The sequence below is a fragment of the Salinigranum salinum genome (assembly GCF_009176545.1).
GTDB classification, from domain to species: Archaea; Halobacteriota; Halobacteria; order Halobacteriales; family Haloferacaceae; genus Salinigranum; species Salinigranum salinum.
This window is the reverse complement of the sequence record NZ_VTOJ01000002.1, coordinates 180,519-205,698: the sequence shown is the minus strand read 5'-3', so window position 1 is coordinate 205,698 and position 25,180 is coordinate 180,519. Positions and strand designations below refer to the sequence as shown.

The following is a 25,180-nucleotide window of genomic DNA, read 5'->3' as shown; positions in this document are numbered from 1 at the left end:
TCAGCCGCCGAGGAAGTCCTGTCTGACCTGCGGATCGTTCAGGAGGGCGTCACCGGAGTCGACGTAGCGGTTCTCCCCGTTGGCGAGCACGTAGCCGCGGTCGCACCGCCGGAGCGCCTCCTTCGCGTTCTGCTCGACCATCAGCACCGCCGTCCCGTCGTCGTTGATCGCGTCGATGCGGTCGAACATGTCGGCGACCAGGTCCGGCGCCAGCCCCGCCGAAGGTTCGTCTAGGAGGAGGAGGTCCGGTTCGAGCATCAGCGCCCGCCCCATCGCGAGCATCTGCTGTTGGCCGCCGGACATGGTTCCTGCCTTCTGGTCCTTGCGCTCGCGGAGGATGGGGAAGCGGTCGAACACCGCCTCGAGGGCGTCCTCCGGGACCTCGTCGAGGATGTACGCTCCCATCTCGAGGTTCTCCTGCACCGACAGCGAGGTGAACGTGTTGTCGTTCTGTGGGACGTAGCCGATCCCCTCGTGGATGATCTGTTCGGGCATGAGGCCGGTGATGTCCTCACCAGCGAACGTCACGGTCCCGCCCATGTGGGCGGTGAGCCCGAACACCGACTTCATGAGCGTCGACTTCCCCGCACCGTTGGGACCGACGATGGTGACGTACTCGCCCTCGTCGACGAACATGTCGACGTCGGTCAGGATCTGGAGGTCGCCGTAGCCGGCGTCGAGGTTCTCGACCTCGAGGAGTCGCTCGCTCCCCGCCGGGGTCGTGCTCGCGCCCGTACTCGCGTCGGTGTGCGTGTCCGCGTCCGCGTTCGTGCTCATACGTTCCCTCCGAGGTAGGCTTCGATGACTTCCTCGTCCGACTTGATCTCCGCCGGCGTCCCCTCGGTGAGCACCCGACCCTGGTGGAGGACGATGACGTGCTCGCAGTTGTTCATGATGAGGTCCATGTCGTGTTCGACGAGCAGGAACGTGTACCCCTGCTCGCGGAGTTCGTGGATGTGTTCGAGCAGCCGCTTCTCCAGCGACGGGTTGACGCCCGCGAACGGCTCGTCGAGCAGCAGCATGTCGGGATCGGTGAGCAGCGCCCGCGCCATCTCCAGCAGTTTTCGCTGGCCGCCGGAGAGGTTGCCGGCGTACTCCTCGGCGATGTGGTCGATCTCGAAGAACTCGAGCGTCTCCCACGCCCGTTCGAGGAGCTCCTCCTCCTGTTCGACGACCCGTCCCCGCACGCCCGGTGTCACGGAGCGCCAGAGGCTCTCGCCGACCTGTCCCTTCGGGGCGAGCATCATGTTCTCGAGGACGGTCATCTCCTTGAGTTCGCGGGCGATCTGGAACGTCCGGACGAGCCCGCGGTTCGCGACCTCGTGGGGTTCGAGACCGGTGATGTCCTCGCCGTTGAACGTCACCGATCCCGAATCGGGGTCGTACATCCCCGTGATGAGATTGAACGTCGTCGACTTGCCCGCGCCGTTCGGCCCGATGAGTCCCGTCAGCGAGCCGCGTTCGACCTGGAACGTGGCGCCGTCGACCGCCGTGATGCCACCGAACGACTTGTGGAGGTCGTCGACCTGCAGCGGGTACTCCTGAGAGAGGTCGACGTCGCTGGTCGCCGACAGCGCGTCGGCGTCGACGGCGACGTCGTCGGGTGCGCCCTGGCCGCCCCCCTCGGTCGCTTCACTCATCGTCCTCACCACCGTCGGCGGCGACTGCGCGGCCACGCCTGGCCGAGAGGTCGATGCTCGACGCCGTCTCCTTCCGGTGACCGAGGAGCCCGTCCGGACGGTTGTGCATCAGCCAGATGAGCACGACACCCATGATGACGAGCTGGAGCTGCCGCACGCTGTCGAGGGTGTACCAGATGAACGGGAACGGGTCGGCACCCGAGATGAGCGGCGAGATCGCCGGTCCGAACGAGCCCGGGGCGTCGACCTGCGGGAGGATCTCCTCGAGCACGTTCTTGAGGTAGCGCGGCCCCTGGTAGAGGAGCGCCGCGAACACCGCCCCGCCGACGATGCTCCCGGTGTTGGAGCCGGCACCGCCGATGATGAGCGCGATCCAGATGAAGAAGGTGATCCGGGGTCGGAACGTGTTCGGCGTCACCGCGCCCTGGCCCATGAACCACAGGATGCCGGCCAGCCCCATGAGCGCGCAGCCGAGCATGAACGACTTGATCTTGAAGCCGTTGGTGTCCTTACCGAGCGAGTTGGCGACGTCCTCGTCCTCGCGGATGGCCTTGAGGACGCGACCGAACGGCGACTCGCCCGTCCGCTTCAGCAGCCAGAAGTAGCCGCCGACGAAGACGAGCAGGACCGACCCGTAGACGAGCCCGTCGACGACCGGCTTCGGGTTGTTCGGCATGAGCACCTGCGAGGCGTCGACGAGGCCGAGGTAGGCGTCCCAGAGGCCGAACGCGGAGAAGAACGCCTGGAGGGGGTCCTGGTAGTCGAGGATCACGCCCGACCCGCCACCGAACCCGACCCGTCGTCCGAACAGCTGGAACTGCTGGAACTGCGACGAGAGGAACGAGAACCGGACGATCTCCGACATCGCGATCGTGACGATCGCGAGGTAGTCCGCCCTGAGCCTGAGCGCAGGCAGGGCGACCACCAGTCCGAGGAGGGCCGCGGCGGTCATACCCGCGACGATCCCGACGATCAGCGGGAGCCCGAGCCCGCCGACCTGCGCGGCGCTCCCCGGCTGGTAGATCGGCTTCGAGAACAGCGCCATGACGTAGATGCCGACGGCCATGAAGCCGACGATCCCGATGTTGAACAGCCCCGTGTACCCCCAGTGGAGGTTCAGCGCCAGCGCCAGCATGGCGAACACGGCGATGAAGAACGTCAACACGGCGAGCGAGTTCAGCTGTCCGCGCAGCGAGAAACCCAGGATGACGCCGCTGGCGATGTACGCCAGGTAGAGGACGGCGAGCAAGAGGACGATGAGGCCCGCGTCGCCGCCGGGGACGCGCTCCGTGAACCGATCGACGTCGACGCTCATGCCGTCGACCTCCCGGTGAAGATCCCCTCGGGTTTGACGAGAAGGATGACGATCATGACGAAGAACGCCGCCGCGCGCGCGAACGCCGACGGGATCCAGATGACCGACAGCGACGCGGTGAGGCCGATGACGAGCCCCCCGGCGATCGCCCCGTAGATCGACCCGATCCCGCCGAGGATCACCGCGGCGAAGATCAACAGGAGGAGGAGCCAGCCGTCGTTGAACCCGAGCGTCCCCTTCCAGAGGACGAACATGTAGCCGGCGACACCGGTGAGACCGCCACCGATGATCCACGTCGCTCTGACGACCCGCTCGGTCGGGATGCCCGTGATGCGCGCGAGGTCCTCGTTGTCGGCCATCGCCCGCATCGCCTTCCCGAGTTTCGTCGTCTGCAACAGCACGTGGACGCCGAGCATCAGGCCGCCGGCGACGACGACGAGCGCGATGTCGTGCACCGAGACGAACACCGGGCCGTCCCAGAGGAACGCACCGATCTGTGGCGGCTGGGCGGTAGTGCCCCGAACGTCGGAGCCGAAGACGAACTGCATCGTGTACCGCAGGGCGAACGCGACCCCGATACTGGTGATGAGGAGCGTGATCCCGTCCTCGTTCCGGATCGGGCGGTAGATGACCCGATCGATCGCGAGCGCCAGGAAAATCGTGAACCCTCCAGCGACCACCAGCCCAACGAGCACCGCGAGCGGCGTCCCGGTCACGCCGACACCCAGCGCCCCGCCGAAGACGGAGCCACCCGCCCCGACGAGCAACAGCGAGCCGATGTCGGCGCGACCGAGTCCGGCCAGGAGGTACGTGGTCGCCCAGCCGGAGAACGCGCCGGCCGTGATGTAATCCCCGTGCGAGAAGTTCGCGAAGTTCAGGATGCTGTACGTCATCGACAGCCCGATTCCGGCGAGGCCGATGACGAGCCCCCGCATCAGGCCGTCCCAGACGAGCGACCCGATGTCGTGGACCTGTACGTCGCCGGTGCCGAACTGCCGAACGAGGTCGGCGACCAGCACGACGGCGACGAGCGCGATCAGGAGCACCCCGGGACGCTCGATCGCGATCTCTCGGCCGCGGGAGTAGGTGTCAGCGATGCCCATGATGATAACTAACCTTATGCAGTCTGCGGTGGTGAAGCACTTATAAACCTTTCCTCACACCGCCGAACGTATCAGATCGCGTGTATCATCTCGCGGCGACGTGTGACAGATCCGTCGGAATATCCAACTATCCAAGGGAGAATGTGTAGATGTGACTACTCCGGACACCGAGTCGGCGACGCTGGCCGACCTCGACCGGCTCGTGGACCTCTGGGTCGAGCTCGCGTCCGACCAGCACGCGTACGGCTCACACCTCGCGGCGGAACCGAACCGGACGCCCGCCCGCGAGGCGCTCGCGAGCCACGTCGTCACCGGCGGCGTGCGAGTCGTCCGAGACGACGGTATCGTCGGCTTCGTCATGTTCGGACTGGAACACGGCTCCTACGAGCAGACGGTCACGCGTGGCGTCGTCCACAACCTCTTCGTCGTGCCCGACGCCCGCGACCGCGGCGTCGGGAACGCACTGCTCGCCGCGGCGGAGTCCGCTCTCGTCGACGACGGGGCCGACGTCGTCGCGCTCGAGGCGATGGCCGACAACGAGGACGCCCGGCGGTTCTACGAGCGACACGGCTACCGCCCACACCGCGTGGAACTGGAGAAGCCGGCCCGAAGCGATACACACTCAAAGGAGGACGGATAACTCCGAGACGCGCCAGGGGAGCATGGGCGGTTCATGCACTCGACTTGTAATCGAGACTTCACGGGTTCGAATCCCGTCCCTGGCTCGTCGTGTCCGAGCGATAGCGAGGACCGACTGTCTCGGCGGGATTCGAAGCAGAGAGCGACGCGAGTGACACGAGCGGAGCGACCGTGGTTCGAGATCTCGTCCCTGGCTCGTTTCTGCGCGCGAACGGACGTGAGCGCGCTGTCGAGCGATCGGCGGGGTCGAACCCGGTGAGACAACGCTCCAGTTCGGATCGATACTCCTCCGCTCGTGTGCGGGGGACGACCACGATCGGCTCGGCGTCACCAGTACGACCCGAACTCCTGGTCGTACTCTTCGGGGACGAACCGGAGCGTTCCGGAGCCCGGTGCGACGGTCAACTCGCCGAACACGATCCGCCCCCCGTCCACGTGGTACAGATCGACCCGTACGAAGTCGAGGCCCTTCGCCAGCTCCTCGGCTACAGAAATCATCTCGTCGAACCGTTCGGGCTCGTCGACCTCCGGCCCGACCTCCACCGCGACCGAGAACTCCTGTGGGATCCACTCGCGGTCGTAGTACCGCACCGTCTGTCCGGCGAACCGGTCGACGTGGACACCGACGTACGCCACGTGCCCGTGAAAGACGTACAGTTTGTAGTCGAGCGGGACGTGAGGCCCCTGACCGTGCAGACGCTCCTCCACGAGGATCCGTGGTTCGATGTCGTCGTACCAGTACTCGGCTCTCAGCTGTCCGTGTACCTCGTCGAGCCACTCTCGACACTGACGCACGAGGGCAGTCTCGTCGGGATCGTCCTCCTCGTCGACGATCTCGATGGCACCGCAGAGGTGTGTGGGTTTGACGACGTACCCGTCTGGGAGCGAGTCGAAGGGTATCGTCTCCGGGCGGTCGGTCGAGTGGTACACCTCGGGCAACACGTCCCGGCCGACGCGATCGGCCACGTACTCCCTCGCGGCCCACTTGTCCTCGAGCGTCGAGAAGCGATCGTCGTCGGTGAACAGCTTCCGGTGCAGGACTTTCTCGTTGAACGTCCGCGGCTCCCTGACGTCGGGCCAGTACCCCAACTTCGTGTACGCCCACAGCTGCTGGTGGAGCTCCGCGCCGAGCAGCGACTGCAGTTTCGGACTGACCGGGTGGTTCGTCAACAGGTAATCGGCCACCCAGACCGCCAGTGTTTTTGACCCCCCTTCGGCGTACAGTTCGCGGGCCGACGCGAGTCTATTCATGTCGGCGCTGAGGCTCTCGCCGACATAAACACACTGACCACTCCCGAGACGAGGTGTCTCGGCTCGCTGTCGACTTCTTCGGGCTCCGGGACCTTCGCGCTGGTTTCACCTCTCGACGCGAACGGGACGTCCCTCCGGGACCGTTGCACCGGCTCGATCCACGGCGCGGCAGCCGACGACCGTCGGGGTACGAAGTCACAGGCGGCTCGGCGGAGCGTCGGCGTCGTCTACACCGCCGGCGGGGACGAAAAGGTGACCCCGTTACCCAGACGGGGTACCATGACAGACGGGGACCAGGTCCCGTTCGATTGTATCACGCGTCGTGTAAAACAGTTACGCACCCCCGGGTCACACGGACAGATCACGTTCCAGCGTTGCCACTCGTCGCGATCAGGTCGTGCCGAAAAATGAAACCGCACCGGGTGACCGGTTCCGCCGGTCAGTCGTGGTTCGTTAGTCGCGACGGTACGCCAGCAGCGCAGCGGCGAGCAGCGCCACCAGCGCGACGATCACACCGAAGCCGGGCGTCTGCTGCGACGTCGTCTCCGTCGGCGTGTCGGTCGGCGTGCCGTCCGAGGGCGTCGGGGTCTCCGTCGGGGTTGCCGTCGGGGTCTCCGTCGGGGTTGCCGTCGGGGTCTCCGTCGGGGTTGCCGTCGGCGTGCTGATCTCCTCTACGAGCTCGAACTCGAGTTCGGCCGAGGAGGCGTCGTCATCGGCGCGCAGCGTGTAGGTACCCGTCTCGACATCCGACATGTCGATGGTGGTCTCCCACGAGCTGGTCGAACCGTTGACTTCCGTCTCCGTCGACGCGATCACGTTCTCGTTCTCGCCGAGCACCTCGATGAAGACGGTCGTCCCGTCCTCGCGGTTCGAGCTACCCGTGATCGTGACCTCACCCTGGGCGACCTGCCCGTCCGTGGTGAAGTCGTCGATCGTCAGCTGCGGGTTCTCCGCCGCGAGCGTCAGCTCGACGACCTGGTCGTCCGAGCCGGCACCGGCGTGCTCGTCACGGATCAGGCTGATCGCCTGCTGGGGCGTCCGGCCGTCGCTGACGATGCCACCGCTGTCCTCGACGTCGTCGTTGTTGTCGGCGAACTGGCCGTCACGGCCCTGGCCGACCACGATGAACGTGTACTGACCACGCGTGTCGAAGATGCCGTCGAAGTCCTCGGAGAACTCGTTGTCCTCGACCTCGTACTCGACGTCCGAGAACGAGGCGCTGTCGGAGAGTTCACCGCCGGTGTCGTAGAGGTCACCGCGCGGGCCGACGACGTAGATGCGGACGTCGTCACCCTGGCCGAGCGCCGTGCCCGACACGGTGATCTCGTCGCCCTCGTCGGAGGCGACCGTCTCCGACGACAGTTCGGCCGTCAGGTCACCGGCGACCGTCCGGACGGACGTCGAGGCCTTCGTGTCGAACTCGCCGTAGTCGTCCGAGTCGACCGTGGTGCTCTCACCGATGAGGTTCGTGCCGGTCGAGTCCTCGACCGGGTCGGCGACGATCGCGATGCGGTAGTTGTCTGGGAGGTCGAGCTCGTTGCCCGAGTCGATGTCCACCGACCACTCGCCGTTGCTGTCGACGTCGTCCTCGGAGAGGTCACCGTCCTCGTCTTCGAGCGGCTCCCAGTCGTCGTCGATGCGGGCGTACGCCTTCACGTCGTCGGACTCGGGCGCGGTGCCCTCGATGGTGAACTCCTCACCGACCCGAACGACGTTCGGGGCGGACGTGATGTTGATGCTCCGCTCCTCGACCGTCAGCTCGGCCGAATCGTCGGCGCTCTCGTTGAGGCCGTCCGCGACGACCTCGCTGTTGGCGGCGGGCTCGCTCGTCGTGTCGAGCTGGTTGAACTCGACGTCGAGCGTGCCGTCCGAGAGGTTCTCGGACTCGATGCGGACCTGTGCGTCGCCAGAGTCGCCGAGGTCGACGACGGCGAAGACCCACTCGTCGTCGATGGTGCCCGAGGAGCCACCCGAGAGGCTGGCGGTGCCGTCGGCGAACTCGAGGTCACCGGCTTCGGGGAAGATCGACTCGGCAGCATCGGTCGTCGGATCGTCGGGGTCGATGTCCTCGGCGTCGATCTTCACGACGCCCCACTGGCCGGGCGTGCCCGTGACCGTGGCGACGACGTCGTCACCCTGCGTGACGGTCGACGAGCTCAGCGAGACCGTCTGGTCCTCGTCGCGGATGGTGAACGTCGCGCTGCGGGAGGCACTGTCGAGGTCCTCCTCGCCTTCGAGCGTCACCGTGTACTCGCCCGTGTCGAGGTCCTCGACACCGGTGAGCTGGAGCGTGCCGCCGGAGTTGTTGATCGAGTCGTCGGTCGTGAGCTGGTCGGTGACGTCCAGACCGTCCTCGTCTTCGACGGTGACTTCGACGCGCTCGGCGCTGTCGAAGTTCCACTCGCCCTCGACGAGGACGTTGTCGGTGTCGGACGTGACCGACCCGTCAGTGATGTCCGTGTCGGTCGTGGTGCCGCTGTAGATCGTGAGATCCGTCACGCTGGGTTCGACGACCGAGAGCACGGAGTTGCCGTCCGAGTCCGAGGCGTTGTACGCGCCCGTCTCGAAGTTGTTCGCGTCGGAGATGTCGACGCTCTCGACGTCACTGACGTCGGCCTGGCCACCGTCGGCGTTCCCGCTCGTGCCGAACAGCGTCGTGCTGCCCGACGTGGGGATACCGGCGATCGCCGAGATGTCGACGCTGTCGTCACCCAGGAAGACCCGACCGTTCGGGCCCTGCACGACGGGGTCGACCTCGCCGTCGATGGCGGTGAAGCCATCGCTGTCGCTGGTGGCGTCAGGGGTGTCGACCGTCGCCGTCAGGCTCGTGCCTGGCGACACGGACGACAGGTCGTGCGTCACGTAGACGTAAACCGTCGCGTTGTCGTCACCGGACGTCTGGTCCGTGACGTCGACCGTGACGTTACCTTGCGTGCCGTCCACGTCGGTGGAGTCGACCACGATGGCACCGGTGTCGGACGACTTCGCCGTCACGTCGGTGACGGTGTCGAGACCCGAGCCGGTGGTGTTGATGTTGATGGTATCCGACGCGCCGCCGCCGCTGGCGCCGACGTCGAAGGTGATCTTCTGAACCGATTCGTCCTGTCCTGCGCGGACGTCTGTCGAGGACACGTTGGAGATGCCGTCGACAGGCGCCGCGGCGGCCGTACCCGTGAACGCGACGGTCCCTGCGAAGACCGAGAGGACCATCAGCGCCGCGAGTACGACCGCACGGATCGTATCGTTGTTTCGTGACATGGTTGTGCGGGGACTGCAGTCGACGACGTACCGTTTCGACCCGGGGGGGACCACACCAGGTCGGTGGGAGGGCGGTACTCCGCTACGCCGTCATGGGTAGGGGTACGCCCAAAGCTCACTGGCGTTTTCGGTAAAAGTCTTGTGTTATAAACTATCCGTCACATCAGAAAGGATATAATCCCTCCTCCCGTCCGGTGTCGATTTTCGGGTCGGACTCGGCTGGGAACGGCACCGAACGATCAGCATTCGTAGAGTTGATGATTGCGACGTCGCGACCGGGCGGGCACGACGGTTCGGGGGACGGTCGGCCTCCGGGGACGTCACTCCCGTCGTCGGTGCAGGAGGCGCGCGACGCCTCCCACCGCGACCAGTGCGACGATCGGACCGAACCCCGGCGTCGTGGTCCGGGTCGTGGTCGACGGAGCGGTCGGTGTGGAGGGGGCCGTGGTATCCGGTGGCTCCGTCGGTGTCGGCTCCGTGGTCGCCGTGGGCGTCGCTGTGGGCGAGGGCGTCGGCGTCGGTTCCGTGGTCTCCGTGGGCGTCGCCGTTCGAGTGATCGTCGCGGTCGTCTCGGGCGTCGCGGTCCGGGTGGGTGTCGCCGTCCGCGTCGCGGTCGCTGTCGCCGTCCGACGTGGTCCCGTCCGGACGGTCACTGTTCTGGACGCGTCCTCGAGGTCGCTCCCTTCGACCGTGATCCGGAAAGTCCCGTCCGCCTCGTCCGAGAGGTCGAGACTGACCGACCCGCCGCTCGTGGTGAACCGATCGCGGGACGCGACCGTGCTGGTCACCTCCAGCCCGTCGGGAGCCTCGACGGTCAGGTCGAGGCGGTCGGCCTCGTCGAAGTTGTACTCGGCGGTGACGGTGAGGCTGGCACCGCTCGGTTCCCAGCCGTTCGTCACGTTGGCGCCGTTCTGGTTCCTCACGACGACGCTCGTCACGCGCGGCTCCACGACGGAGAACTCCGCCCGGTCGTCATCGTCGGCACGAACGTCGTAGCTCCCGGTCGCGAACCCACCGAAGTCGGCGTCGGTCGGATCGTCGACGTTCTCGATCACGCCGTCGGCCTCACCCGCCACGCCGGCGAGTGCCACGGGATCGGTACCGACGGTCCCCCCGCCAGTCAACTCCACGGCGGAGACGTCGAGCGTCTCGTCCACGAAGACGCGGACGGGCGGTTCCGTCTCCGCCGGCCGATCGCGGGGTGCCGACACGGCACCGGTCACGCCCGCGACGACGAGGAGGGCGACCACGGAGACGACGAGTGTGCGGGGAATCGTCATGCGTGTCGGGACACGACCTGAGGCCCCTTGAGCGTGTCCTCGCCGGTCGACGCCTCCCACCCCACGGGGTGGAGCGGCATCGTCACGACCGGGATTTGATCACCGAACCGTGACTCGAGCCCCGCACGCTGGACACGCCGGCCCCCCGTGGGCGTCGTCCAGTTCCAGCTGCTCGCCGGTCCACCCGCAGTTCGTGCAGTGGGCGATTGCTGTCGTAGCCATCGGATTCTCATGAACGAATATGATGGTAGCTGGCAAATAACTACCGACGGCTCGCGTTCGACACGCACGAACCGGAGTGCCGTCGCTCACCGTCGCTACGCTTCGGATAATGCGCCGGGAGGCAGCGTCAGATGCGCGTACCCCTACCCGCAGTCTGCCGCTGGACCTCCTCGGTCTGTTAGCGTATATCTTCGACGTGAATATATACTTTGTGACAGACGCGCGTCGGACGTTCGGTACGAACCGCCGTTCAGGGGTCGTCTGCGGTCGATTCCGCTGGTTCGGGCCCCGGCGAGAACAGTCGCAGTGGTCCCGACTGGAGGACGACACCGGGGTCCAGTGGACGCTCTTGCAACGAGGTCACTTTCAGGCAGGCGACGTAGATCGTGAGGTGGCTCGCGGCGTACGCGAGGACGACCTGGACCAGCAGGGGGACCTCGAGTCCCGCAAAGCCCAGCGAGCCGAACACGAAGAGGACCGCCGAGGAGGTGGCGATCAGGCTCCCCAACTGGAGCGTGACGCCGATGAACGCGGTGATCGCCGTGTCGACGCGCGACGTCGTGTACGGCGTGTACAGCGCCGCAGTAACGACGCTCACGGCGACGAGCACGAGCCCGACGGGGAGCGCGACGACTGCGAACGCGGACTCCATCTGCGTACAGTAACGGATGGGAGTGATTTAATTGTATCTCGTGACGGACTGACACGCGTTCGGAACAGTCCTGCGGCTTCGCACTCGGCGTCTCTGTCGTCGACGGACCACCGAGAAAATTCCGCCGACGAACGGACCGACGTGGGTTCCCGGAAGCGTCAGTCGGTGTACCGGCGTCGGCGACCAGGACGTCGGCATACGGAGGCGGCAGCCCGAGGCGCCGCCGTCAGCCGTCCGTATCGGTCGTCCGTGCCGACTCGCGCTCGCGCGCCTCACCACTCCGCCCAGGGTCGTCGGGCGGGCCGCCCGACCCGTTCTCACCCTGGCCGCCCTCACCGTCGTCGGCGTTCGACGGGCCCCCCTCGTTCGGCGGACCACTCTCGTTCGACGAACTACTCTCGTCCGGGGAACCACTCCCGTTCGACGAACCTTCCCCGGTCGCGTTCTCGTTGCGGGCGCTGGATCCGTCCCGCCTGTCGCCCGACTGTCGGTCGCCGGCCTGCGCGTTCTCGCCGGCGTCGTCGGGCCGCTCTCCCGACGGTCGCTGCTCACGCTGCCCGTCGTTCCGACCGGGAGCGTCCGCGCCCGGCTCGGCCGGTGGCCCACGCGTCCGGTTCCCGGCGCGGTCGGGGCCGAACCCGGCATCAGCCGTCGGTCCGACCACCTCGCGTGCGACGGCCGACATCCGGGCCCCACCGAGTTCGTTCGCCCGTGTGCGAAGCGAGCGGAGCGTCGTCACGTCCACGCCGTTCCGACGGAGCGCCTCGTCCGGCAGCGCCGTCGCGGCCGCCGTCGTGCGGTCAGTCACGCGGCGGACGGTGGTGATCCGCGCGCTCAGCTGTGCCGTTCGGACCCGGTACTCGTTCTCGCTGATGGTTCCGTTCTCGCGGGCCGCCTCGAGGCGCGTCGACTCGGCACGGAGCGCTGCGAGTCGACGCTCGCTCTGATTCGCCTGTCGCGCCACCACCGCCGCCTTCGAGTCGTTCGACGCCGAGCGGTTCAGCTGGTGGGCGAGCGATCGGGATTCGAGTTCACCACCGATCTCCGCTCCCTGGACGCCAATGGCGCCCGCGAGGCGAGTGCCGGGTGCGGTCTCGGCGCGTCCGCTCTCGTTGCCGTCCGTGGCCGTCGTGGGTTCGGTCTGTTCCCTCGTCGTTTCGTCCGTGATCGGTGATGTCGTGGTCTCCACCCCGAACGCCGGGAGGGCGACGCTCGCGAGGACGACGATCACGACCACGACGACGGTCCCGATCCGACTCATCTCGGACTCACGTTCGGGCGGCACCCTCTTATATCTCGACGACCGTCACGACGAATCAACCACGATTTACACGCATTTACCGCCGCGCTGTCGATCGATTCGGCGTTCTCAGCGAGGTTAATCGTCGGATAACCCCCGGTCGGGGAACGAGACGACGTTCTCGCGTCCCAGCCGGAACGTCTCGACGTCGCCCGCGTCGCGCATCTTCCCGATCACCTGGCTCGTTTTCGCGGCCGACCACTCCAGCTCCGAGGCGATCGTCTGCTGTTTCATCCGCCCGTCGTTGTGTTCGAGGAGCGCCAGCACCCGCTCCTCGTTGCTCAGGAGTTCGTCGGCCCACGGATCGGGCGTTCCCTCGGCCGCCCCGTCTGCCGTCTCGGTGCTCGCCTCCGTCTCTCCTCTCTCCGCCGAGTCCGCCGCACTGCCAGCGCCTGCCGCGTCGGACTGCCCCGCTTCGTCGCCGACGGAGTCGGTGTCCGACGGTCCGGAGAGGGTGACCCCGCCGTCGCGGCCCCGGAGCCGCCGCCAGGCGACGGCGGCCGCGACCCCGATCGCGAGCACCGCGGCACCTCCGACGAGTGCGAGCGGTGCCGTCGTCCCGTCCCCGCTCCCGTCTCCGTCCTCTCCACCGGCACCCGCGCCACCGCTCGTCTCGCCGTCGGTCGACGTCCGGTCGGTCGCGGCCGTCGACAGCGTGAGCGCCGGCTGTCCGGCGTCGAAGTCCGTCGGACCGGCCCAGACGACGGCGTCGTCCCGGCGCTCGTCGGGAGTGGGATCGACCGCCGTGACCCCGTATCCGTCCGGCCACGCGACGACGAGCGTCGTCCGCTGGTCGAGGAAGAGACCGGCGAGCGCGTCGCCAGCCTCGATCACGTCGCCGGTGGTGGTGGCGAACCCCTGCCACGTGAACCTGTACGTGACGACGCCGTACTCCTGTGGGAGCTGCTGGCGAGCGGTCGACACAGAGACGTTCTCCACGCGCATCTCTCGGCCAGTCGTGTTCTCGGCCGCTCGGGCCGTCGACGCCATTCGCTCGCCGAAGGTCGCCGTGTAGGCCGTCTCGTTGGCCGCGATGTCGTCGCGGAGCGACGTGAACGCCGCCGTCGTGTTCTCGTCGTTCAGCCTGATCCGGTACTCGACGGTCCACCGGGCGCTCCCGTCGTCCCGGAGGTCGACCCGGAGCAGGACGCCGTCCGGCTCGATGCCAGCGTTGCCGAGCTGCGCCGCCCCGAGACCACCCGAGCCGTGTTCGGTCGCCAACACGGTCGCGGGCATCGAGCCGACAGCCGCACAGACGACCGCCACGGTGAGGAGGAACGCTCCGATTCGCCGGGCGCGGCTCATGACCGTTCGGTCGGATGGCCCGGCTAGTCTTAAAACGTTGCAACGCCGCGCCACGGATCGACCGGCCGCGTCCGATCTCCGAGGTGATAATCGTCTCGTAGATATCAGGTACTACGTTGATACGGGAGAACGGAGGACCAACTCCTGTGCCCATCGACGATCCGATCACTGAACGTCTGTTGAGCGACTCACCGTACGAACGGCTGCGCGCCCGTCAGTTCAGCTACTTCGCACGGCCGATCGACCAGAAGCTCGCGTGGCAGAGTTACCTCCTCTTCGCGCTCGCAGCGCTCCTCCCGATCCTCGCCGCGTTCCCGCCCGGGATCCGGCGGACGTACTTCGCGGACGTCGCGACGGCGTCGCCGAAACTCGCGTTCGTCGCGCTGGTCGCCGTCGTCTTCGTCGCCACCACCGGTCTCGGACACGCACTCGTCGAACACGCCCGGATCCACCTCAGGCCGCTCGACGAACACCAGGCACGAGAGCTGGTGACGTTCGAGACGCTCTGCTCGATGCTCGGCTTCGGCACCGGTGGGCTGGCCACCGTCTCCACGTACGCGCTCGTCGTCCTCGGCTTCGGTGGTGAGCGCGCGCTCGACGCGTTCCTCGCCGTCGGCGGCGGCAACCCCTTCGCCACCTCGAGCCTCGGTGTCACCGTCGGCACCGTCACAGTGCTGGCGCTCGTGAGCGGCGTGGTCCTCCAGGTGCTCTCGGCACACACCCACGTCCGGGCCGTCCTCACCGCCGGGGAGTGAGCCGGCGAGCGCTCACTTTTATCCGACGGCCGTTCGTACGGCCCGTATGGACGGTGCAGACCAGTTCTTTCTCGTGGTCTCGGCGCTGCTGGGACTGCTCATCGCCGCCGGAATTCTCGCGAGTCTGATCTGACGGTCTGGCAGAACGTCGGTCGGTTCGTTACGAGACGGTCAGCCAGTCGTCCGACGACGGGGGAAAAGTTTACAATACGTGTCTCACATCTCCGTCACGTTATGCCGGAGTGCCAGAACTGCGGTTCTTTCGTCACCCCCGCGTATGCCCGCGTCTTCACACCCGACGGCGTCGAGAACCCCCGCGTCTGTCCGAGCTGTGAGGATATGGTTCGCGACGGGGCCGACGTCAGGAAGGCCCGTTCGCCGCGAAACACGAACTGACTGCGTACCGTCCCCGCTTTCTTTCCACCAGCCCTCGCTCGGAGAGCGTCCCGAGGACGCCGTACAGCGTTAGCTTCGTCGTCGATAGCCGCGACTGGAGCTCGTCGACGTTCGCGGGGCCCCCCGCCGCGAGGGAGAGATAGACCAGTTTCGCTCGCGGTGACTGTATCTCCTCGGGCACCTCGGCGTGTGTCGAGCGTGCTGTCATCGTCGACCGTGTGGGTTCGACGATACTAAAAACCTCGTTCGACGATCGTCGAAATACGGGCGTCGGGTGAGCCGACTCACCGGACGGAGCACTGCCGAGGAGTGGAAGGGGCGGGAGTCGAACCACGCGAAGCCAAATATCCGCCGGGGCACGAGGCCAGCCGGCGTGCTCTACCACTGAGCCACCCTTCCACGCCACAGTAGCCTCGGCCGGGACAAATAGCCGTTGGTGACGGACGAGAGTCGCCGGTGGCGACCGGTCACCGGGTGCGACGACCCGGAGTAAGGTAGAACGGATGGAGCGGGACGGACGAGACGGAACAGGGCGGGCGAGACGGAACAGGGGCGGTCCGGGGTTGAGCCTCAGTAGCTCCGGACCTTGGGCTCGTAGCGCTTGTCCTCGCCCTCCAGAACGACCGGGCGGAACCACACTTCGGGAGTGCCGTCGTTCCACGAGAGCATCGTGTGTTTCAGCCACGACTCGTCCTTGCGTTCCTGGTGTTCGGCCCGCCAGTGGGCACCACGGAACTCGTCGCGGACGAGCGCTCCCAGGGTAATGGCCTCGGCGATGTCGAGGAGGTTGCGCGTCTCGATCGTCTGGATGAGATCCGTGTTGAACGTCCGCGAGGGGTCCGACACCGCGACGTCCTGGTACGCCTCGCGCGCCTCGCGGATGTCGCGGAGCGCCTGCTTGAGGCCCTCCTCCTCGCGGAAGACGTTGACGAACCGGGTCATCGACTTCTGGACCTTCGCACGGATGTTCGCGTGGTTCGTCCCGTCGCGGGACATGAGCGCGTCGACGCGGGTCCGCTCGTCGGTGACCGCGCGTTCGACGCACTCCTCGGGGGTCAGTTCGGCGGTCGCACCGCCGTCCGCCGCCTTCCCACCGTCCGCGGCGACGTCACCAGGTTCACCCCCGGAGATCTCGCCGGGTTCGACGGGTGTCTCGACCTCCCCGACCTCGAACTCGCCACGCTTGCCCGTCTCGATCTTCGCGGTGCCGAGGTCGCGTCCCGCGGCGTGCTGGCCGGCGCGCTTGCCGAAGACGATGAGCTCGGGCAGGGCGTTCCCGCCGAGCCGGTTGGCGCCGTGGACGGAGGCGCAGGCGCACTCGCCCGCCGCGTACAGCCCCGTGATGCAGGTCTCCCCGTTCTCGTCGGTCTCGACGCCGCCCATCGCGTAGTGCTGTCCCGGCTTGACCGGCATCGGCTCCTCGATGCCGTCGACGCCCTCGAAGTCCTCCGCGAGGTGGAGGATGTTCTCCAGCCGATCCACGATGCGTTCCTCGCCGAGGTGGCGCATGTCGAGGTGGACGTACTCGTCCTCGATGCCTCGTCCCTCGTTCACCTCCGTCAACTCGGCGCGCGAGACGACGTCCCGGCTCGCCAGTTCGCCCGCGTTGTTCGCGTAGCCGTGTTCGTACATGAACCGCTCCCCCTCGGCGTTGTAGAGGATGCCGCCCTCGCCGCGGACCCCCTCGGAGATGAGCACGCCCGTCGAGGGAAGCGTCGTCGGGTGGAACTGGATGAACTCCATGTCCTCCATTGGTGCGCCGGCGCGGTAGGCCATCGCCACGCCGTCGCCCGTGTTGGAGACGGCGTTGGTGGTGTGGTCGTACACCTGGCCGGGCCCGCCGGTCGCGAGGACGACGCCCTTGCGGGCGCGGAAGCCGGCGATCTCGCCCGACTGGATGTCGTAGGCGACGACGCCGTGGCAGGTCCGGTCCTCCGGGCGCTCCTCGTCACTCACGGCGAGCCGGGTGGCGTACCACTCGTCGTACACCTCGATGCCGCGCTTGACCAGCTGTTCGTACATCGTGTGGAGCAGCTGGTGGCCGGTCTCTGCGCCCGCGTACGTGGTCCGCGGGAACGACAGTCCTCCGAAGGGACGCTGGGAGACGCGCCCGTCCTCGTCGCGGGAGAACGCCATCCCCCAGTGTTCGAGCTGCATCGTCTCCTTCGGGCTCTCCTTACAGAGCGTCTCCACCGCAGGGGCGTCCCCGAGGTAGTCCGACCCCTTCATCGTGTCGTACGCGTGGTCCTCCCACGAGTCGCCCTCGCGGAGTGCGGCGTTGATGCCGCCCTCCGCGGCGCCGGTGTGGCTCCTGACGGGGTGGAGTTTCGTGACGATGGCCACGTCGGCCCCTTCTTCCTGTGCCGCGATGGCCGCGCGCAGGCCCGCACCGCCCGCGCCGACCACGATGACGTCGTGTTCGTACATTGTGTGGGTGTGTTGTCCGGTGTTCCGCGTTCCGTGTCGTTCGTCCGCCCGTGCCGCGTTCCTTTTTAAACGTCCGTCCGTGAGAGCCGGTTAGGACCGGGTAAACTTGAGGGTTTCCGCCCCTCGCGCCCCCACGGCTACCAGAACTTCAGGTTGCTCTTGACCGCCTCGCGTTTGAGCTCCTGGATGTGCTCGGTGAGGGGGATGTCCTTCGGGCAGACCTCCGTACAGGAGAACTGCGTCTGACACCGCCAGACGCCGTGTTCCTGCTCGATGATCTCCAGTCGCTGCTGCTTGATGTCCTCGCCTTCACGCTCGTCCATGGCGAACCGGTACGCCTTGTTGATCGCCGCGGGCCCCAGATACTGGTTGTCGCCGGCGGCGATGTTGCACGACGACATGCACGCACCGCACCAGATACACCGCGTGGACATCTTGATCTTCTCGCGGTTCTCGCGGCTCTGGCGCTGTTCGTCGAGTTCGCTGTCGGGCAGCGAGCTGGTCTGGAAGTACGGCTCGACCGCCTCCATCTGGTCGTAGAAGTGCTCCATGTCCACGACGAGGTCCTTGACGACCTCCTGGTGGGGGAGCGGCTCGACGCGGACCGGCTCGTCCAGATCCGAGAGCTGCGTCTTGCACCCCAGCCGTTGCCGGCCGTTGACGAACAGCGCGTCCGACCCACAGATGGCCTGCCGGCAGGAGTGTCTGAACGTGAGCGACGAGTCGTACGTGTCCCGGGCGTAGATGAGCGCGTCGAGCACGGTCATCCCCTTCTCGAAGGGGACGTAGAAGTCGTCGAAGCGCGGCTTCTCCTTCTCGGGCACCTCGGGGTCGTACCGGAAGACCTTCAGCTGGACCGTGTCCTCGGCCTCCTTCGCGCGTTCGGCCTCCTCGGCCTGGCGCTCGCGTTCGCGTTCGGCTGCCCTGCGACGCCGCTCCGCCCGTCGCTCGTCGCCTTTCGAGGGCTGCGTCTCCGCGTCCGGTTCGGCCTCCTGGGATTCGGTTTCGGGGAGTTGTGTACTCATGGTTGGTTAGAACGTCGGGAAGCCGGCCCACGCGTTCGCCGTGCGGATGCCCTGGATGACGAGCACCGCGCTGGCGAGGACGAGCGTCCCCTTCACGACCTGCAGTTTCGTGCCGGTGAGGCCCTGGTTGACGAGCGCGTTGTAGACGCCGTTGACGCCGTGGAACGTCGCCGTCACGAGGAACAGGATCATCAGCGAGTAGTACGACAGCTGCTCCATCCGTGCCGAACTCATGGCGAACGTCACCTCGTCGGCGTGGTTGACGAAGTGGAGCAGGAAGAAGTGAAACGCGAGCACGATGACGAGGAACGCCGCCGTGATCCGCTGCCAGAGCCACCGGCGGCCGCCCCGCTCGAACGAGGAGTAGCGTTCGGCCACGTCAGAACACCCCCGCCAGGAACGTCGGCACGCTCGCGACGACGATCGCGCCCGTCAGCACGAGCGAGGCGTAGAAGCTCTTGTCCTGCGATTCGAGGCCGACGCCGAGGTCCACCAGCAGCAGCCGGAGCCCGTTGAGGATGTGGAACACCGCGACGGCGAGGAGGCCGACCTCGAGGATGCGGACCACGAGGAGGCTCTCGAGCGCCTGGATCGTCTCCGTGTACGCCCCGGCGCCGGACAGCGCGGTGGACAGCACCGCGATGTGGGTGAAGAGATAGCCCACGAGCACCCAGCCCGTGAACTTGTGGAACACCCAGGCCCACATCCCCGCGGAGAACTCCCGCCACCGGCCGAAGTCCTCGACGAGGCCGCGATTGTAATGCTTACTCATGCTCGTGTGTGGCTCTGTACCGGGGTGGTATAGAAGTTACGCGTTCGCCGAACGAAACCGCCGTCCGCCGGGGGGTGACGAGGGGCGCTCACCGGCGGACGAGGGACCTCTGTGCCACGCGCTCACTGTCCCGCTCACCGGCGGGGCCGCATCGGCCCACGTCGCTACGCGATCGATGCGACACCGCCACCACCTTCTTCGGCCTTCTTCAGTGAACGTCACGTGCGCGCGTGAGCCTCCGGCGACTGCCGCTGTTCGACGACGCTCCGCGTCTTCGCGTCCAGTTCGACGAGGTGACAGAGGGGGTTGCCGGGGTACGCGACCGGGTTCTCCAGGATGCCGACGAGCACGCCCGTGAACGGCGCTTCGACGGACGTGTTGTCGTCCTTGAACGGGTTGGTGATGGTGCAGATGCGGTCGCCGGCGTGGACCAGCGAGCCGACCTCGTAGTGGACGTCGACGATGCCACCGGCGTCGGCGCGGATCCACGTCTTCTCCTTGTCGTCCGTGATGACCGTCCGCCACCCCGGCCAGCGGACGAGGCTCGTCTCGCGGAGGCCGTACTCGGCGAAGACGCTCTCGACGCCCGCGAGCGCGTCGTCGATGAGCGGCCGCTGGAACCGGTGGGCCTCTCCCATCTCGATGGTGATCGTCGGAACGCCCGCCTTCGTCGCCTCCCCGCGCAGCGTGCCGTCGGGGCCCTCGCCGTCGATGATGACGTTCGAACCGAACGCGCGGGCGAGCCGGGCGACGCCCTTGTGGCCCATGTCCGCACGGACGTGGAGCATGTTCGTCCGGCCGCGAGTCGAGGTGTGGAAGTCGAGCCCGAAGTCGCACGGCTCGATGAAGTTCTGAAAGATCCGGTAGGCCATGCGCTTGGCCGACGTGGACTCCTCGTGCCCCGGGAACGATCGGTTGAGGTCGCGGTCGTAGATCGGGAGATACCGCTGCTGGGCGAGGAAGGCGGGGACGTTGAGTACGGGCATACAGACGAGCGTCCCCGCGAGGCTCGACAGGTCCCACTCGAAGGCCACTTCACGGACGACCTCGATGCCGTTGAGTTCGTCGCCGTGGGCCGCCGCGGTGAGAAACACCGTCGGACCCTCACGTTCGCCGTTGACGATCGTGACGGGAATCCGGACCGGATCCCCCAGATACGTCTCGGAGATGCCGTAGCGGATGTTCTGGGTCTCGCCGGGATCGACCCGTCCGCCGTTGTACGTGAAGGCCCCGTCGTGGGTCATAGTGCGCTACTGGCCGGCCTCGTATTTAAATCGTGAGACACCGGAACGGATCCCGTCGATCTCCCACACGTGACTCCGAAACCCACAAACGCGCACCCGGCGAAGCGCGTCCATGACTCCGGTCGCGACGCGCTCGCCCCCCGACGCGAGCCCCCCACCAGAGGTGGCTCGCGTGAACACGGTCACAGCGGAGCTGTTCCCTGCTCACCCTCGCCAGCAGAGGTGGCTCGCGTGAACCCGCTCGAACGGTACGCGCCGCTCGTCGACGACCCCGACGCGTTCAGAGCGGCGTGCGAGCGACCGCTCCCGTACGCGGTCCGAGTGAACACCATCAAGGCGACCGCCGACCGCGTGACCGCTGCGTTCGACGAGGCGGGCGTCGGCTACACACCCGTCGACTGGAACCGCGAACTCCTCACCCTCGAGGGGAAGGCCGGGCGGACGTGGCCGTACTTCCTGGGGTGGATCCACGGGCAGGAGGAGGTGTCTGCGCTCCCGGCGACCGTGCTCGACCCCCGGCCCGGTGAGCGAGTGTGGGACGCCTGCGCCGCCCCCGGCTCGAAGACGACACAGCTCGCCGCGCTGATGGACGACCGCGGCACGCTCGTCGGCAACGACAACTCGCTGGGGCGGCTCTCGGCGCTCCGCCACAACGCCGAACGACTCGGCGTGACGAACCTCGTCGTCACGAACCGGGACGCGCGGAACTTCTCGATGCGCGGGCTGGGGTTCGAGGCGTTCGACCGCGCCATCGTCGACGCGCCCTGCTCCTGCGAGGGCACCTGCCGGAAGAACCCCACCGCGCTCGAGGAGTGGACGCTCGACCACGTCCACCAGGTCGCCGGCGTCCAGAAGGGGATCCTGAAACGGGCAGTGCAGGCCACCCGCCCCGGCGGGACGGTCGTCTACTCCACCTGCACGTTCGCCCCTGAGGAGAACGAGGCGGTGCTCGACCACGTCCTCGGCGAGGAGGACTGCCGACTCGTCCCCTTCGAGACGCCCCTGGAGACGTCGCCGGGCGTCACCGAGTGGGAAGGGAAGACGTTCGACCCCTCGGTCGAGCGCGCTCACCGCGTCTACCCTCACCAGAACGACACGGGCGGGTTCTTCTGTGCGAAACTGGAGGTGACGGGATGACCGAAGACGGGGGAGAACGGACGAACGACGGCCAGCAGTTCGACCGCCTCCCCGCCACACCGGCCGACCGCGAAGTGCCGGGGCGGGCCTCGCGCGCGGAGGTACTCGACTGGTGGGACGACCGCTTCGGCGTCCCCGCCGGGACGTTCGACGGCCACTCCTTCTGGGAGAAGGGTGCCGGGAAGATCTGGATCTTCGCTGGCGACGTGGCCGACCCGACACGGGTCGAAGGGCTCGGAATGACCTTCCTCCGCACGCGACAGGAACACTGGAAGCCGACGACGGTCGCGGCCCAGCGCTTCGGCGGCCTCGCCACGCGGAACGTCGTCGACCTCTCTCCCGAGGAGGCGCGCCGGTTCGCCGCCGGCGAGGACCAGGAACTCGCCTGGGACGGCGACTGGGGCTACCTGATCGCGACGCGCGAGATCGCCGGCGAGCGTGCACCCCTCGGCGTGGGGCTGTACCTCCACGGCGAACTCCGCTCGGTGGTCCCGAAGGGGACGCAGGAAGACCTCCCGTAGCTCGTCTCCCGTCGCCCACGAGCCGCCAGCCACGGATCAGTCGTCAGTCGGCGGAGGCGTCCCCGACGGCGACGACACCCGACCGGGTGCCGACGAACAGCGCGCCGCCCGCGACCGTCGGTGCCGACGTCGCCCGGACGTCGCCACGGAAGCGTGCGCCCACCTCGGAGCCGTCGGTCGCGGCGTCGGTCTCGACGACGTGGAGTCGCTCGTCCGGGCCGGCGTAGGTGACGAGTCCGTTGGCCACTGCCGGTGCGAAGTCGAGGGTGACGTTCGACACGGCCGAGTCGAACGGATCACGGGAGGAGAACCGCCAGTCGAGCGCGCCGCTCGCCGCGTCGAGCCGGCGGAGGACGCCGCGCGAGTCGACCGCGAACAGTCGCGACCCGTCGCAGGCGAACGACGAGAACGCCGCCGCGTCCGCGAGGGGTCGTTGCCAGTCGACGGTGCCGTCCGCGTGGTCGTACGCGACGAGGTGTCCGCCGTCGAGCGGCGCCGTCCCGGTGCCGACGAAGACCCGGCCGTCGGCGACGACCGGGGCGGCCTGGACCCAGGCGTCGGGCGTCTCGCGGCGCCACAGCGTCTCGCCCGAGGCGGCGTCGAGACAGCTGACCGTGCCGCGCATGTCGCCGACGACGACCGTGTCGCCGTCGTGGGCCGCGGGCGCGACGACCAGACCCGTCTCGACCGCCCACCGCACCGTGCCCGAGTCGGGGGCGACCGCGTAGCAGCCGGGCGTCCCGTCGGCCGTCGAGACGAACAGCGAGTCGCCGACGGTCACCCCGCGGACGGCACCCGGGAAGTCGACACGCCAGCGGTCGTCGCCGTCGCGCGTGAGCGCCCGGAGCGTGCGGCCGGCGGCGAGGTACACCCGGTCGTCCGTGACCGTCGGTGCGACGCCGTCGCCGACGGGACCCACCGACGCGGTCCAGCGCGTCCGGCCGTCGGCCACCGCGAGGCAGGACACTCGTCCACGCCGATCGTCGAGGACGAACAGGTCGTCGTCGACCGCGACCGGCGGGGCGCGGATCCGCGGCCGGGTCGAGAAGCCACCTCGCCACGCGACGCCGGGGACGTTGCCCGGACCGACGGCTCCGGGAACTCCGGTGTTCCGGCGGTCGGAGCGCGGTGCCGCCCACGGCGTGGCCAGCAGCCCGGGCGACGGTGCGTCCCGTTCGAGGAGCGGCTCGGGCGTGTCGCCGAGTGTACAGCCCGCGAGCCCGCTCAGGCCGGCGAGTCCCGCGGCTCCACCACGCCGGAGGAACGCACGACGGGAGACCATACACACCTGCGGCGGGGGCGGGGACAAGTGTCTTCGGGTCGCCTCATGCCGACTTCTCTCTCAGCACGCCGCCGCCGAGTCCCTCCCACTCGACGCGGTACCCCAGCCGGGAGAGGACGGCGCTGGTGTCGTCCAGATCGAACGAAGCCAGCACGGCCTCGGCGTCGGCGAGTCCCATCCCAGCTTCGACCTCACTGGCGACGCGGTCGAGCGTCGCTGGCCGGACGAGCGTCCGGCCCACTCGTTCGTGTTCGGGGAACGCGACGCCGTCGAGCGCGTCCTCGCCCACCCCGTAGCGAGCTGCGAGCGTCGACAGCGCGATCGCGTCGTCGTCGGGGGCCAGTTCGTCGGGGAGGTCGCGCGCTGCCGCCGCGACCAGCTCCGTCTCGTACTCCCGGAGCACGTCGACCACGTCTTTCACGCGGACCCGCCCCGAGTAGGTGACGACCCGGTGATCCAGCGCCTCGACCGACTCGCCGACGCCGAGCGACTCGTCGACCGCGACGAGCAGTTCGACGTCCTCGACCGCCGCGAACTGCGCGAGCTTCTTCTCGACGTACGCCGGCGTCCAGAAGCCCATGATCTCGAAGTAGACGCGGAACCCCTCCGGGCTGTCGTCGAACTCCGTCGCCGTCTCGGACGAACCGGCGGGCCGGTAGTCGAACGCGAAGTCGGGGATCATCACCCGGTTCCCGGTCGCCAGCGCCTCGGGCTCCCTGTGGACCGTCCAGTCGAGCCCAAGGTTGGCGAAGCGGGCCGCGAACTCCGCCTCCACGTCGCTGTCGAACGACGGCTCCGCGACGGGTTCGTCGTCGGGGACGGAGAGGTCCTCGTGGGTGAGCACGAGCTCGCGGTCGGTGCCCCGGTCGTCGATGGTCGCCTCGAGCCGCCACTCGGTGGCGTTCACGAGCGTCCGGAGTAGGCGGGCGAACGCCGTCCCGTACCGTCTCGTCCGCCGGAACAGCGCGTCCGGGCCGGTGACGACCACCTCTCTCCCGTCGTCGATCCGCCGGATCTCGTACATCAGCCGGAGCCGCTTGATCGCCGAGACGAGCACCCGCGGATTCGCGGACTGGATCCGTACCTCGCGCGCGTCGAAGAGCGCGGTCTGGGCGAGCGAGAGGTTGTATCTGGCCAGGAGGTCGTCGGGATCCCACGGCGAGTCGACCTCGACGAGCACCTGGTTCACCTCGCGGTCGGCGTACAGCGACGTCTCGATCTCGCTCGGGTCGACGCCGAGGCGGTCCGCCGCGCGGTCGAGCGCGGTCCGACGTTCCGACTCTGTCGTCACACCCACCGCCTCCGCCGCCTCGAACGCGGCCCGGCGGGCACGTTCCGGCGGGAGGGGTGCGCGCGTCTCGAACGTCGCCTCCCGGTCGAGGAGCGCGGCGAAGCCGCGGACGAGTTTGAAGTCGTCCGCGTCGCGTTCGACCTCGTCCACCGCCGCCGTCAGGGTGGCCCGCGTCTCGCCGACGTGACCCTGATAGACGCCGAGGACGCGCGCGGCGAGCGGGCGCGTCTCGCGGTCGACGAACTGCGGGTGGTAGCCGCCACCCCGCCTGGAGACGCGGAGGAGATCCTTCGTCAGCACGGCTGAACGGACGTGGCTGCGTCGTAAAAACGCGTGCGACTCGCCTCCGGTCGTCCCCCGGGGCG

Annotated in this window: 23 protein-coding genes and 1 tRNA gene; 6 read left to right on the top strand and 18 right to left on the bottom strand. The window is 68.0% G+C overall.

Annotation, left to right across the window (positions count from 1 at the left end):
- Genes FZP69_RS12645 through FZP69_RS12630 form a run of 4 tightly spaced genes read right to left on the bottom strand, consistent with a single transcriptional unit; the run spans window position 1 to window position 3,890 of the window.
- Window positions 1-777 carry an ABC transporter ATP-binding protein gene (locus FZP69_RS12645; RefSeq protein WP_152041774.1) on the bottom strand — a complete coding sequence of 259 codons (777 nt, stop codon included), beginning with the start codon at window positions 775-777 and terminating at the stop codon, window positions 1-3.
- Complete coding sequence (locus FZP69_RS12640; protein WP_152041773.1) at window positions 774-1,640, bottom strand: ABC transporter ATP-binding protein; 867 nt, start codon at window positions 1,638-1,640, stop codon at window positions 774-776. Before FZP69_RS12640 ends, FZP69_RS12645 begins: the two co-directional genes overlap by 4 nt.
- Window positions 1,633-2,955: a branched-chain amino acid ABC transporter permease gene (locus tag FZP69_RS12635; protein ID WP_152041772.1), complete on the bottom strand. Its 1,323-nt coding sequence runs from the start codon at window positions 2,953-2,955 to the stop codon at window positions 1,633-1,635. Before FZP69_RS12635 ends, FZP69_RS12640 begins: the two co-directional genes overlap by 8 nt.
- Window positions 2,952-3,890 carry a branched-chain amino acid ABC transporter permease gene (locus FZP69_RS12630; RefSeq protein ID WP_240137749.1) on the bottom strand — a complete coding sequence of 313 codons (939 nt, stop codon included), beginning with the start codon at window positions 3,888-3,890 and terminating at the stop codon, window positions 2,952-2,954. The genes FZP69_RS12635 and FZP69_RS12630 overlap by 4 nt, the downstream gene beginning before the upstream one ends.
- Before the next feature lie 319 nt (window positions 3,891-4,209).
- Here FZP69_RS12630 and FZP69_RS12625 point away from each other — a divergent pair, with 319 nt between their 5' ends.
- Both FZP69_RS12625 and FZP69_RS12620 read left to right on the top strand, forming a co-directional pair.
- Window positions 4,210-4,698: a GNAT family N-acetyltransferase gene (locus FZP69_RS12625; protein WP_152041770.1), complete on the top strand. Its 489-nt coding sequence runs from the start codon at window positions 4,210-4,212 to the stop codon at window positions 4,696-4,698.
- Between the two features lie 11 nt (window positions 4,699-4,709).
- Window positions 4,710-4,783, top strand: a tRNA-Thr gene (locus FZP69_RS12620).
- Window positions 4,784-5,024: 241 nt separating this feature from the next.
- Here FZP69_RS12620 and FZP69_RS12615 read toward each other — a convergent pair.
- The 6 genes from FZP69_RS12615 to FZP69_RS12590 all read right to left on the bottom strand — a co-directional run bounded on the left by FZP69_RS12615 (window position 5,025) and on the right by FZP69_RS12590 (window position 13,965).
- Window positions 5,025-5,948 (bottom strand): ATP-grasp fold amidoligase family protein, encoded by a 924-nt coding sequence (locus FZP69_RS12615; RefSeq protein WP_152041769.1) that lies wholly within the window; start codon window positions 5,946-5,948, stop codon window positions 5,025-5,027.
- A 453-nt stretch (window positions 5,949-6,401) separates the two neighbouring features.
- Window positions 6,402-9,206 (bottom strand): PGF-CTERM sorting domain-containing protein, encoded by a 2,805-nt coding sequence (locus tag FZP69_RS12610; RefSeq protein WP_152041768.1) that lies wholly within the window; start codon window positions 9,204-9,206, stop codon window positions 6,402-6,404.
- A gap of 320 nt (window positions 9,207-9,526) precedes the next feature.
- Window positions 9,527-10,486 (bottom strand): PGF-CTERM sorting domain-containing protein, encoded by a 960-nt coding sequence (locus FZP69_RS12605; protein WP_152041767.1) that lies wholly within the window; start codon window positions 10,484-10,486, stop codon window positions 9,527-9,529.
- A gap of 472 nt (window positions 10,487-10,958) precedes the next feature.
- On the bottom strand, window positions 10,959-11,360 hold the full coding sequence (locus FZP69_RS12600) for a hypothetical protein (protein ID WP_152041766.1): 402 nt from the start codon (window positions 11,358-11,360) through the stop codon (window positions 10,959-10,961).
- A 226-nt stretch (window positions 11,361-11,586) separates the two neighbouring features.
- Window positions 11,587-12,621: a hypothetical protein gene (locus tag FZP69_RS12595; RefSeq protein ID WP_152041765.1), complete on the bottom strand. Its 1,035-nt coding sequence runs from the start codon at window positions 12,619-12,621 to the stop codon at window positions 11,587-11,589.
- A 117-nt stretch (window positions 12,622-12,738) separates the two neighbouring features.
- A complete protein-coding gene (locus FZP69_RS12590; RefSeq protein ID WP_152041764.1) occupies window positions 12,739-13,965 on the bottom strand; it encodes a DUF7345 domain-containing protein in 1,227 nt (408 codons plus the stop codon).
- Between the two features lie 146 nt (window positions 13,966-14,111).
- Here FZP69_RS12590 and FZP69_RS12585 point away from each other — a divergent pair, with 146 nt between their 5' ends.
- Together FZP69_RS12585 and FZP69_RS23515 are read left to right on the top strand one after the other, a co-directional pair.
- Window positions 14,112-14,720: a hypothetical protein gene (locus tag FZP69_RS12585; protein WP_152041763.1), complete on the top strand. Its 609-nt coding sequence runs from the start codon at window positions 14,112-14,114 to the stop codon at window positions 14,718-14,720.
- 234 nt (window positions 14,721-14,954) lie between these two features.
- Entirely contained in the window at window positions 14,955-15,116 is a 162-nt protein-coding gene (locus tag FZP69_RS23515) for a DUF7563 family protein (protein WP_449329024.1), read from the top strand.
- Here the strand turns inward: FZP69_RS23515 and FZP69_RS12580 are convergent.
- The 6 genes from FZP69_RS12580 to FZP69_RS12555 form a co-directional block, all read right to left on the bottom strand.
- On the bottom strand, window positions 15,082-15,324 hold the full coding sequence (locus FZP69_RS12580; protein WP_152041762.1) for a helix-turn-helix domain-containing protein: 243 nt from the start codon (window positions 15,322-15,324) through the stop codon (window positions 15,082-15,084). The genes FZP69_RS23515 and FZP69_RS12580 overlap by 35 nt on opposite strands.
- Window positions 15,325-15,686: 362 nt before the next feature.
- The gene (locus FZP69_RS12575) at window positions 15,687-17,543 is read right to left on the bottom strand and encodes an FAD-binding protein (RefSeq protein ID WP_152041761.1); all 1,857 of its coding nucleotides are present in this window, start codon (window positions 17,541-17,543) and stop codon (window positions 15,687-15,689) included.
- 137 nt (window positions 17,544-17,680) lie between these two features.
- On the bottom strand, window positions 17,681-18,568 hold the full coding sequence (locus FZP69_RS12570; protein WP_152041760.1) for a succinate dehydrogenase/fumarate reductase iron-sulfur subunit: 888 nt from the start codon (window positions 18,566-18,568) through the stop codon (window positions 17,681-17,683).
- Between the two features lie 6 nt (window positions 18,569-18,574).
- Entirely contained in the window at window positions 18,575-18,946 is a 372-nt protein-coding gene (locus FZP69_RS12565) for a succinate dehydrogenase hydrophobic membrane anchor subunit (RefSeq protein ID WP_152041759.1), read from the bottom strand.
- Between the two features lies 1 nt (window position 18,947).
- A complete protein-coding gene (sdhC, locus tag FZP69_RS12560; RefSeq protein WP_152041758.1) occupies window positions 18,948-19,340 on the bottom strand; it encodes a succinate dehydrogenase, cytochrome b556 subunit in 393 nt (130 codons plus the stop codon).
- 218 nt (window positions 19,341-19,558) lie between these two features.
- Window positions 19,559-20,584, bottom strand: coding sequence for a succinylglutamate desuccinylase/aspartoacylase family protein (locus FZP69_RS12555; RefSeq protein ID WP_152041757.1), 1,026 nt, complete (start codon window positions 20,582-20,584; stop codon window positions 19,559-19,561).
- A gap of 231 nt (window positions 20,585-20,815) precedes the next feature.
- Here FZP69_RS12555 and FZP69_RS12550 point away from each other — a divergent pair, with 231 nt between their 5' ends.
- Both FZP69_RS12550 and FZP69_RS12545 read left to right on the top strand, forming a co-directional pair.
- Window positions 20,816-21,721 carry an RsmB/NOP family class I SAM-dependent RNA methyltransferase gene (locus FZP69_RS12550; protein WP_152041756.1) on the top strand — a complete coding sequence of 302 codons (906 nt, stop codon included), beginning with the start codon at window positions 20,816-20,818 and terminating at the stop codon, window positions 21,719-21,721.
- Window positions 21,718-22,242, top strand: a complete 525-nt coding sequence (locus FZP69_RS12545) for a DUF7122 family protein (protein WP_152041755.1) — start codon at window positions 21,718-21,720, stop codon at window positions 22,240-22,242. The genes FZP69_RS12550 and FZP69_RS12545 overlap by 4 nt, the downstream gene beginning before the upstream one ends.
- Window positions 22,243-22,285: 43 nt before the next feature.
- On the opposite strand, the gene FZP69_RS12540 is transcribed toward FZP69_RS12545, so the two are convergent.
- A complete protein-coding gene (locus FZP69_RS12540; RefSeq protein ID WP_152041754.1) occupies window positions 22,286-23,524 on the bottom strand; it encodes an outer membrane protein assembly factor BamB family protein in 1,239 nt (412 codons plus the stop codon).
- A gap of 43 nt (window positions 23,525-23,567) precedes the next feature.
- On the bottom strand, window positions 23,568-25,115 hold the full coding sequence (locus FZP69_RS12535; protein ID WP_152041753.1) for a DUF790 family protein: 1,548 nt from the start codon (window positions 25,113-25,115) through the stop codon (window positions 23,568-23,570).
- Window positions 25,116-25,180: the final 65 nt, after the last annotated feature.

Coding starts and splice junctions, on each gene's coding strand:
- FZP69_RS12640 (WP_152041773.1), bottom strand. CDS start 1,640: ATGAGTGAAGCGACCGAGGGGGGCGGCCAGGGCGCACCCGACGACGTC.
- FZP69_RS12545 (WP_152041755.1), top strand. CDS start 21,718: ATGACCGAAGACGGGGGAGAACGGACGAACGACGGCCAGCAGTTCGAC.
- FZP69_RS12580 (WP_152041762.1), bottom strand. CDS start 15,324: ATGACAGCACGCTCGACACACGCCGAGGTGCCCGAGGAGATACAGTCA.
- FZP69_RS12615 (WP_152041769.1), bottom strand. CDS start 5,948: ATGAATAGACTCGCGTCGGCCCGCGAACTGTACGCCGAAGGGGGGTCA.
- FZP69_RS12610 (WP_152041768.1), bottom strand. CDS start 9,206: ATGTCACGAAACAACGATACGATCCGTGCGGTCGTACTCGCGGCGCTG.
- FZP69_RS12635 (WP_152041772.1), bottom strand. CDS start 2,955: ATGAGCGTCGACGTCGATCGGTTCACGGAGCGCGTCCCCGGCGGCGAC.
- sdhC (WP_152041758.1), bottom strand. CDS start 19,340: ATGAGTAAGCATTACAATCGCGGCCTCGTCGAGGACTTCGGCCGGTGG.
- FZP69_RS12630 (WP_240137749.1), bottom strand. CDS start 3,890: ATGCGGGGGCTCGTCATCGGCCTCGCCGGAATCGGGCTGTCGATGACG.
- FZP69_RS12575 (WP_152041761.1), bottom strand. CDS start 17,543: ATGTACGAACACGACGTCATCGTGGTCGGCGCGGGCGGTGCGGGCCTG.
- FZP69_RS12600 (WP_152041766.1), bottom strand. CDS start 11,360: ATGGAGTCCGCGTTCGCAGTCGTCGCGCTCCCCGTCGGGCTCGTGCTC.
- FZP69_RS12540 (WP_152041754.1), bottom strand. CDS start 23,524: ATGGTCTCCCGTCGTGCGTTCCTCCGGCGTGGTGGAGCCGCGGGACTC.
- FZP69_RS23515 (WP_449329024.1), top strand. CDS start 14,955: ATGCCGGAGTGCCAGAACTGCGGTTCTTTCGTCACCCCCGCGTATGCC.
- FZP69_RS12605 (WP_152041767.1), bottom strand. CDS start 10,486: ATGACGATTCCCCGCACACTCGTCGTCTCCGTGGTCGCCCTCCTCGTC.
- FZP69_RS12595 (WP_152041765.1), bottom strand. CDS start 12,621: ATGAGTCGGATCGGGACCGTCGTCGTGGTCGTGATCGTCGTCCTCGCG.
- FZP69_RS12590 (WP_152041764.1), bottom strand. CDS start 13,965: ATGAGCCGCGCCCGGCGAATCGGAGCGTTCCTCCTCACCGTGGCGGTC.
- FZP69_RS12645 (WP_152041774.1), bottom strand. CDS start 777: ATGAGCACGAACGCGGACGCGGACACGCACACCGACGCGAGTACGGGC.
- FZP69_RS12555 (WP_152041757.1), bottom strand. CDS start 20,584: ATGACCCACGACGGGGCCTTCACGTACAACGGCGGACGGGTCGATCCC.
- FZP69_RS12570 (WP_152041760.1), bottom strand. CDS start 18,568: ATGAGTACACAACTCCCCGAAACCGAATCCCAGGAGGCCGAACCGGAC.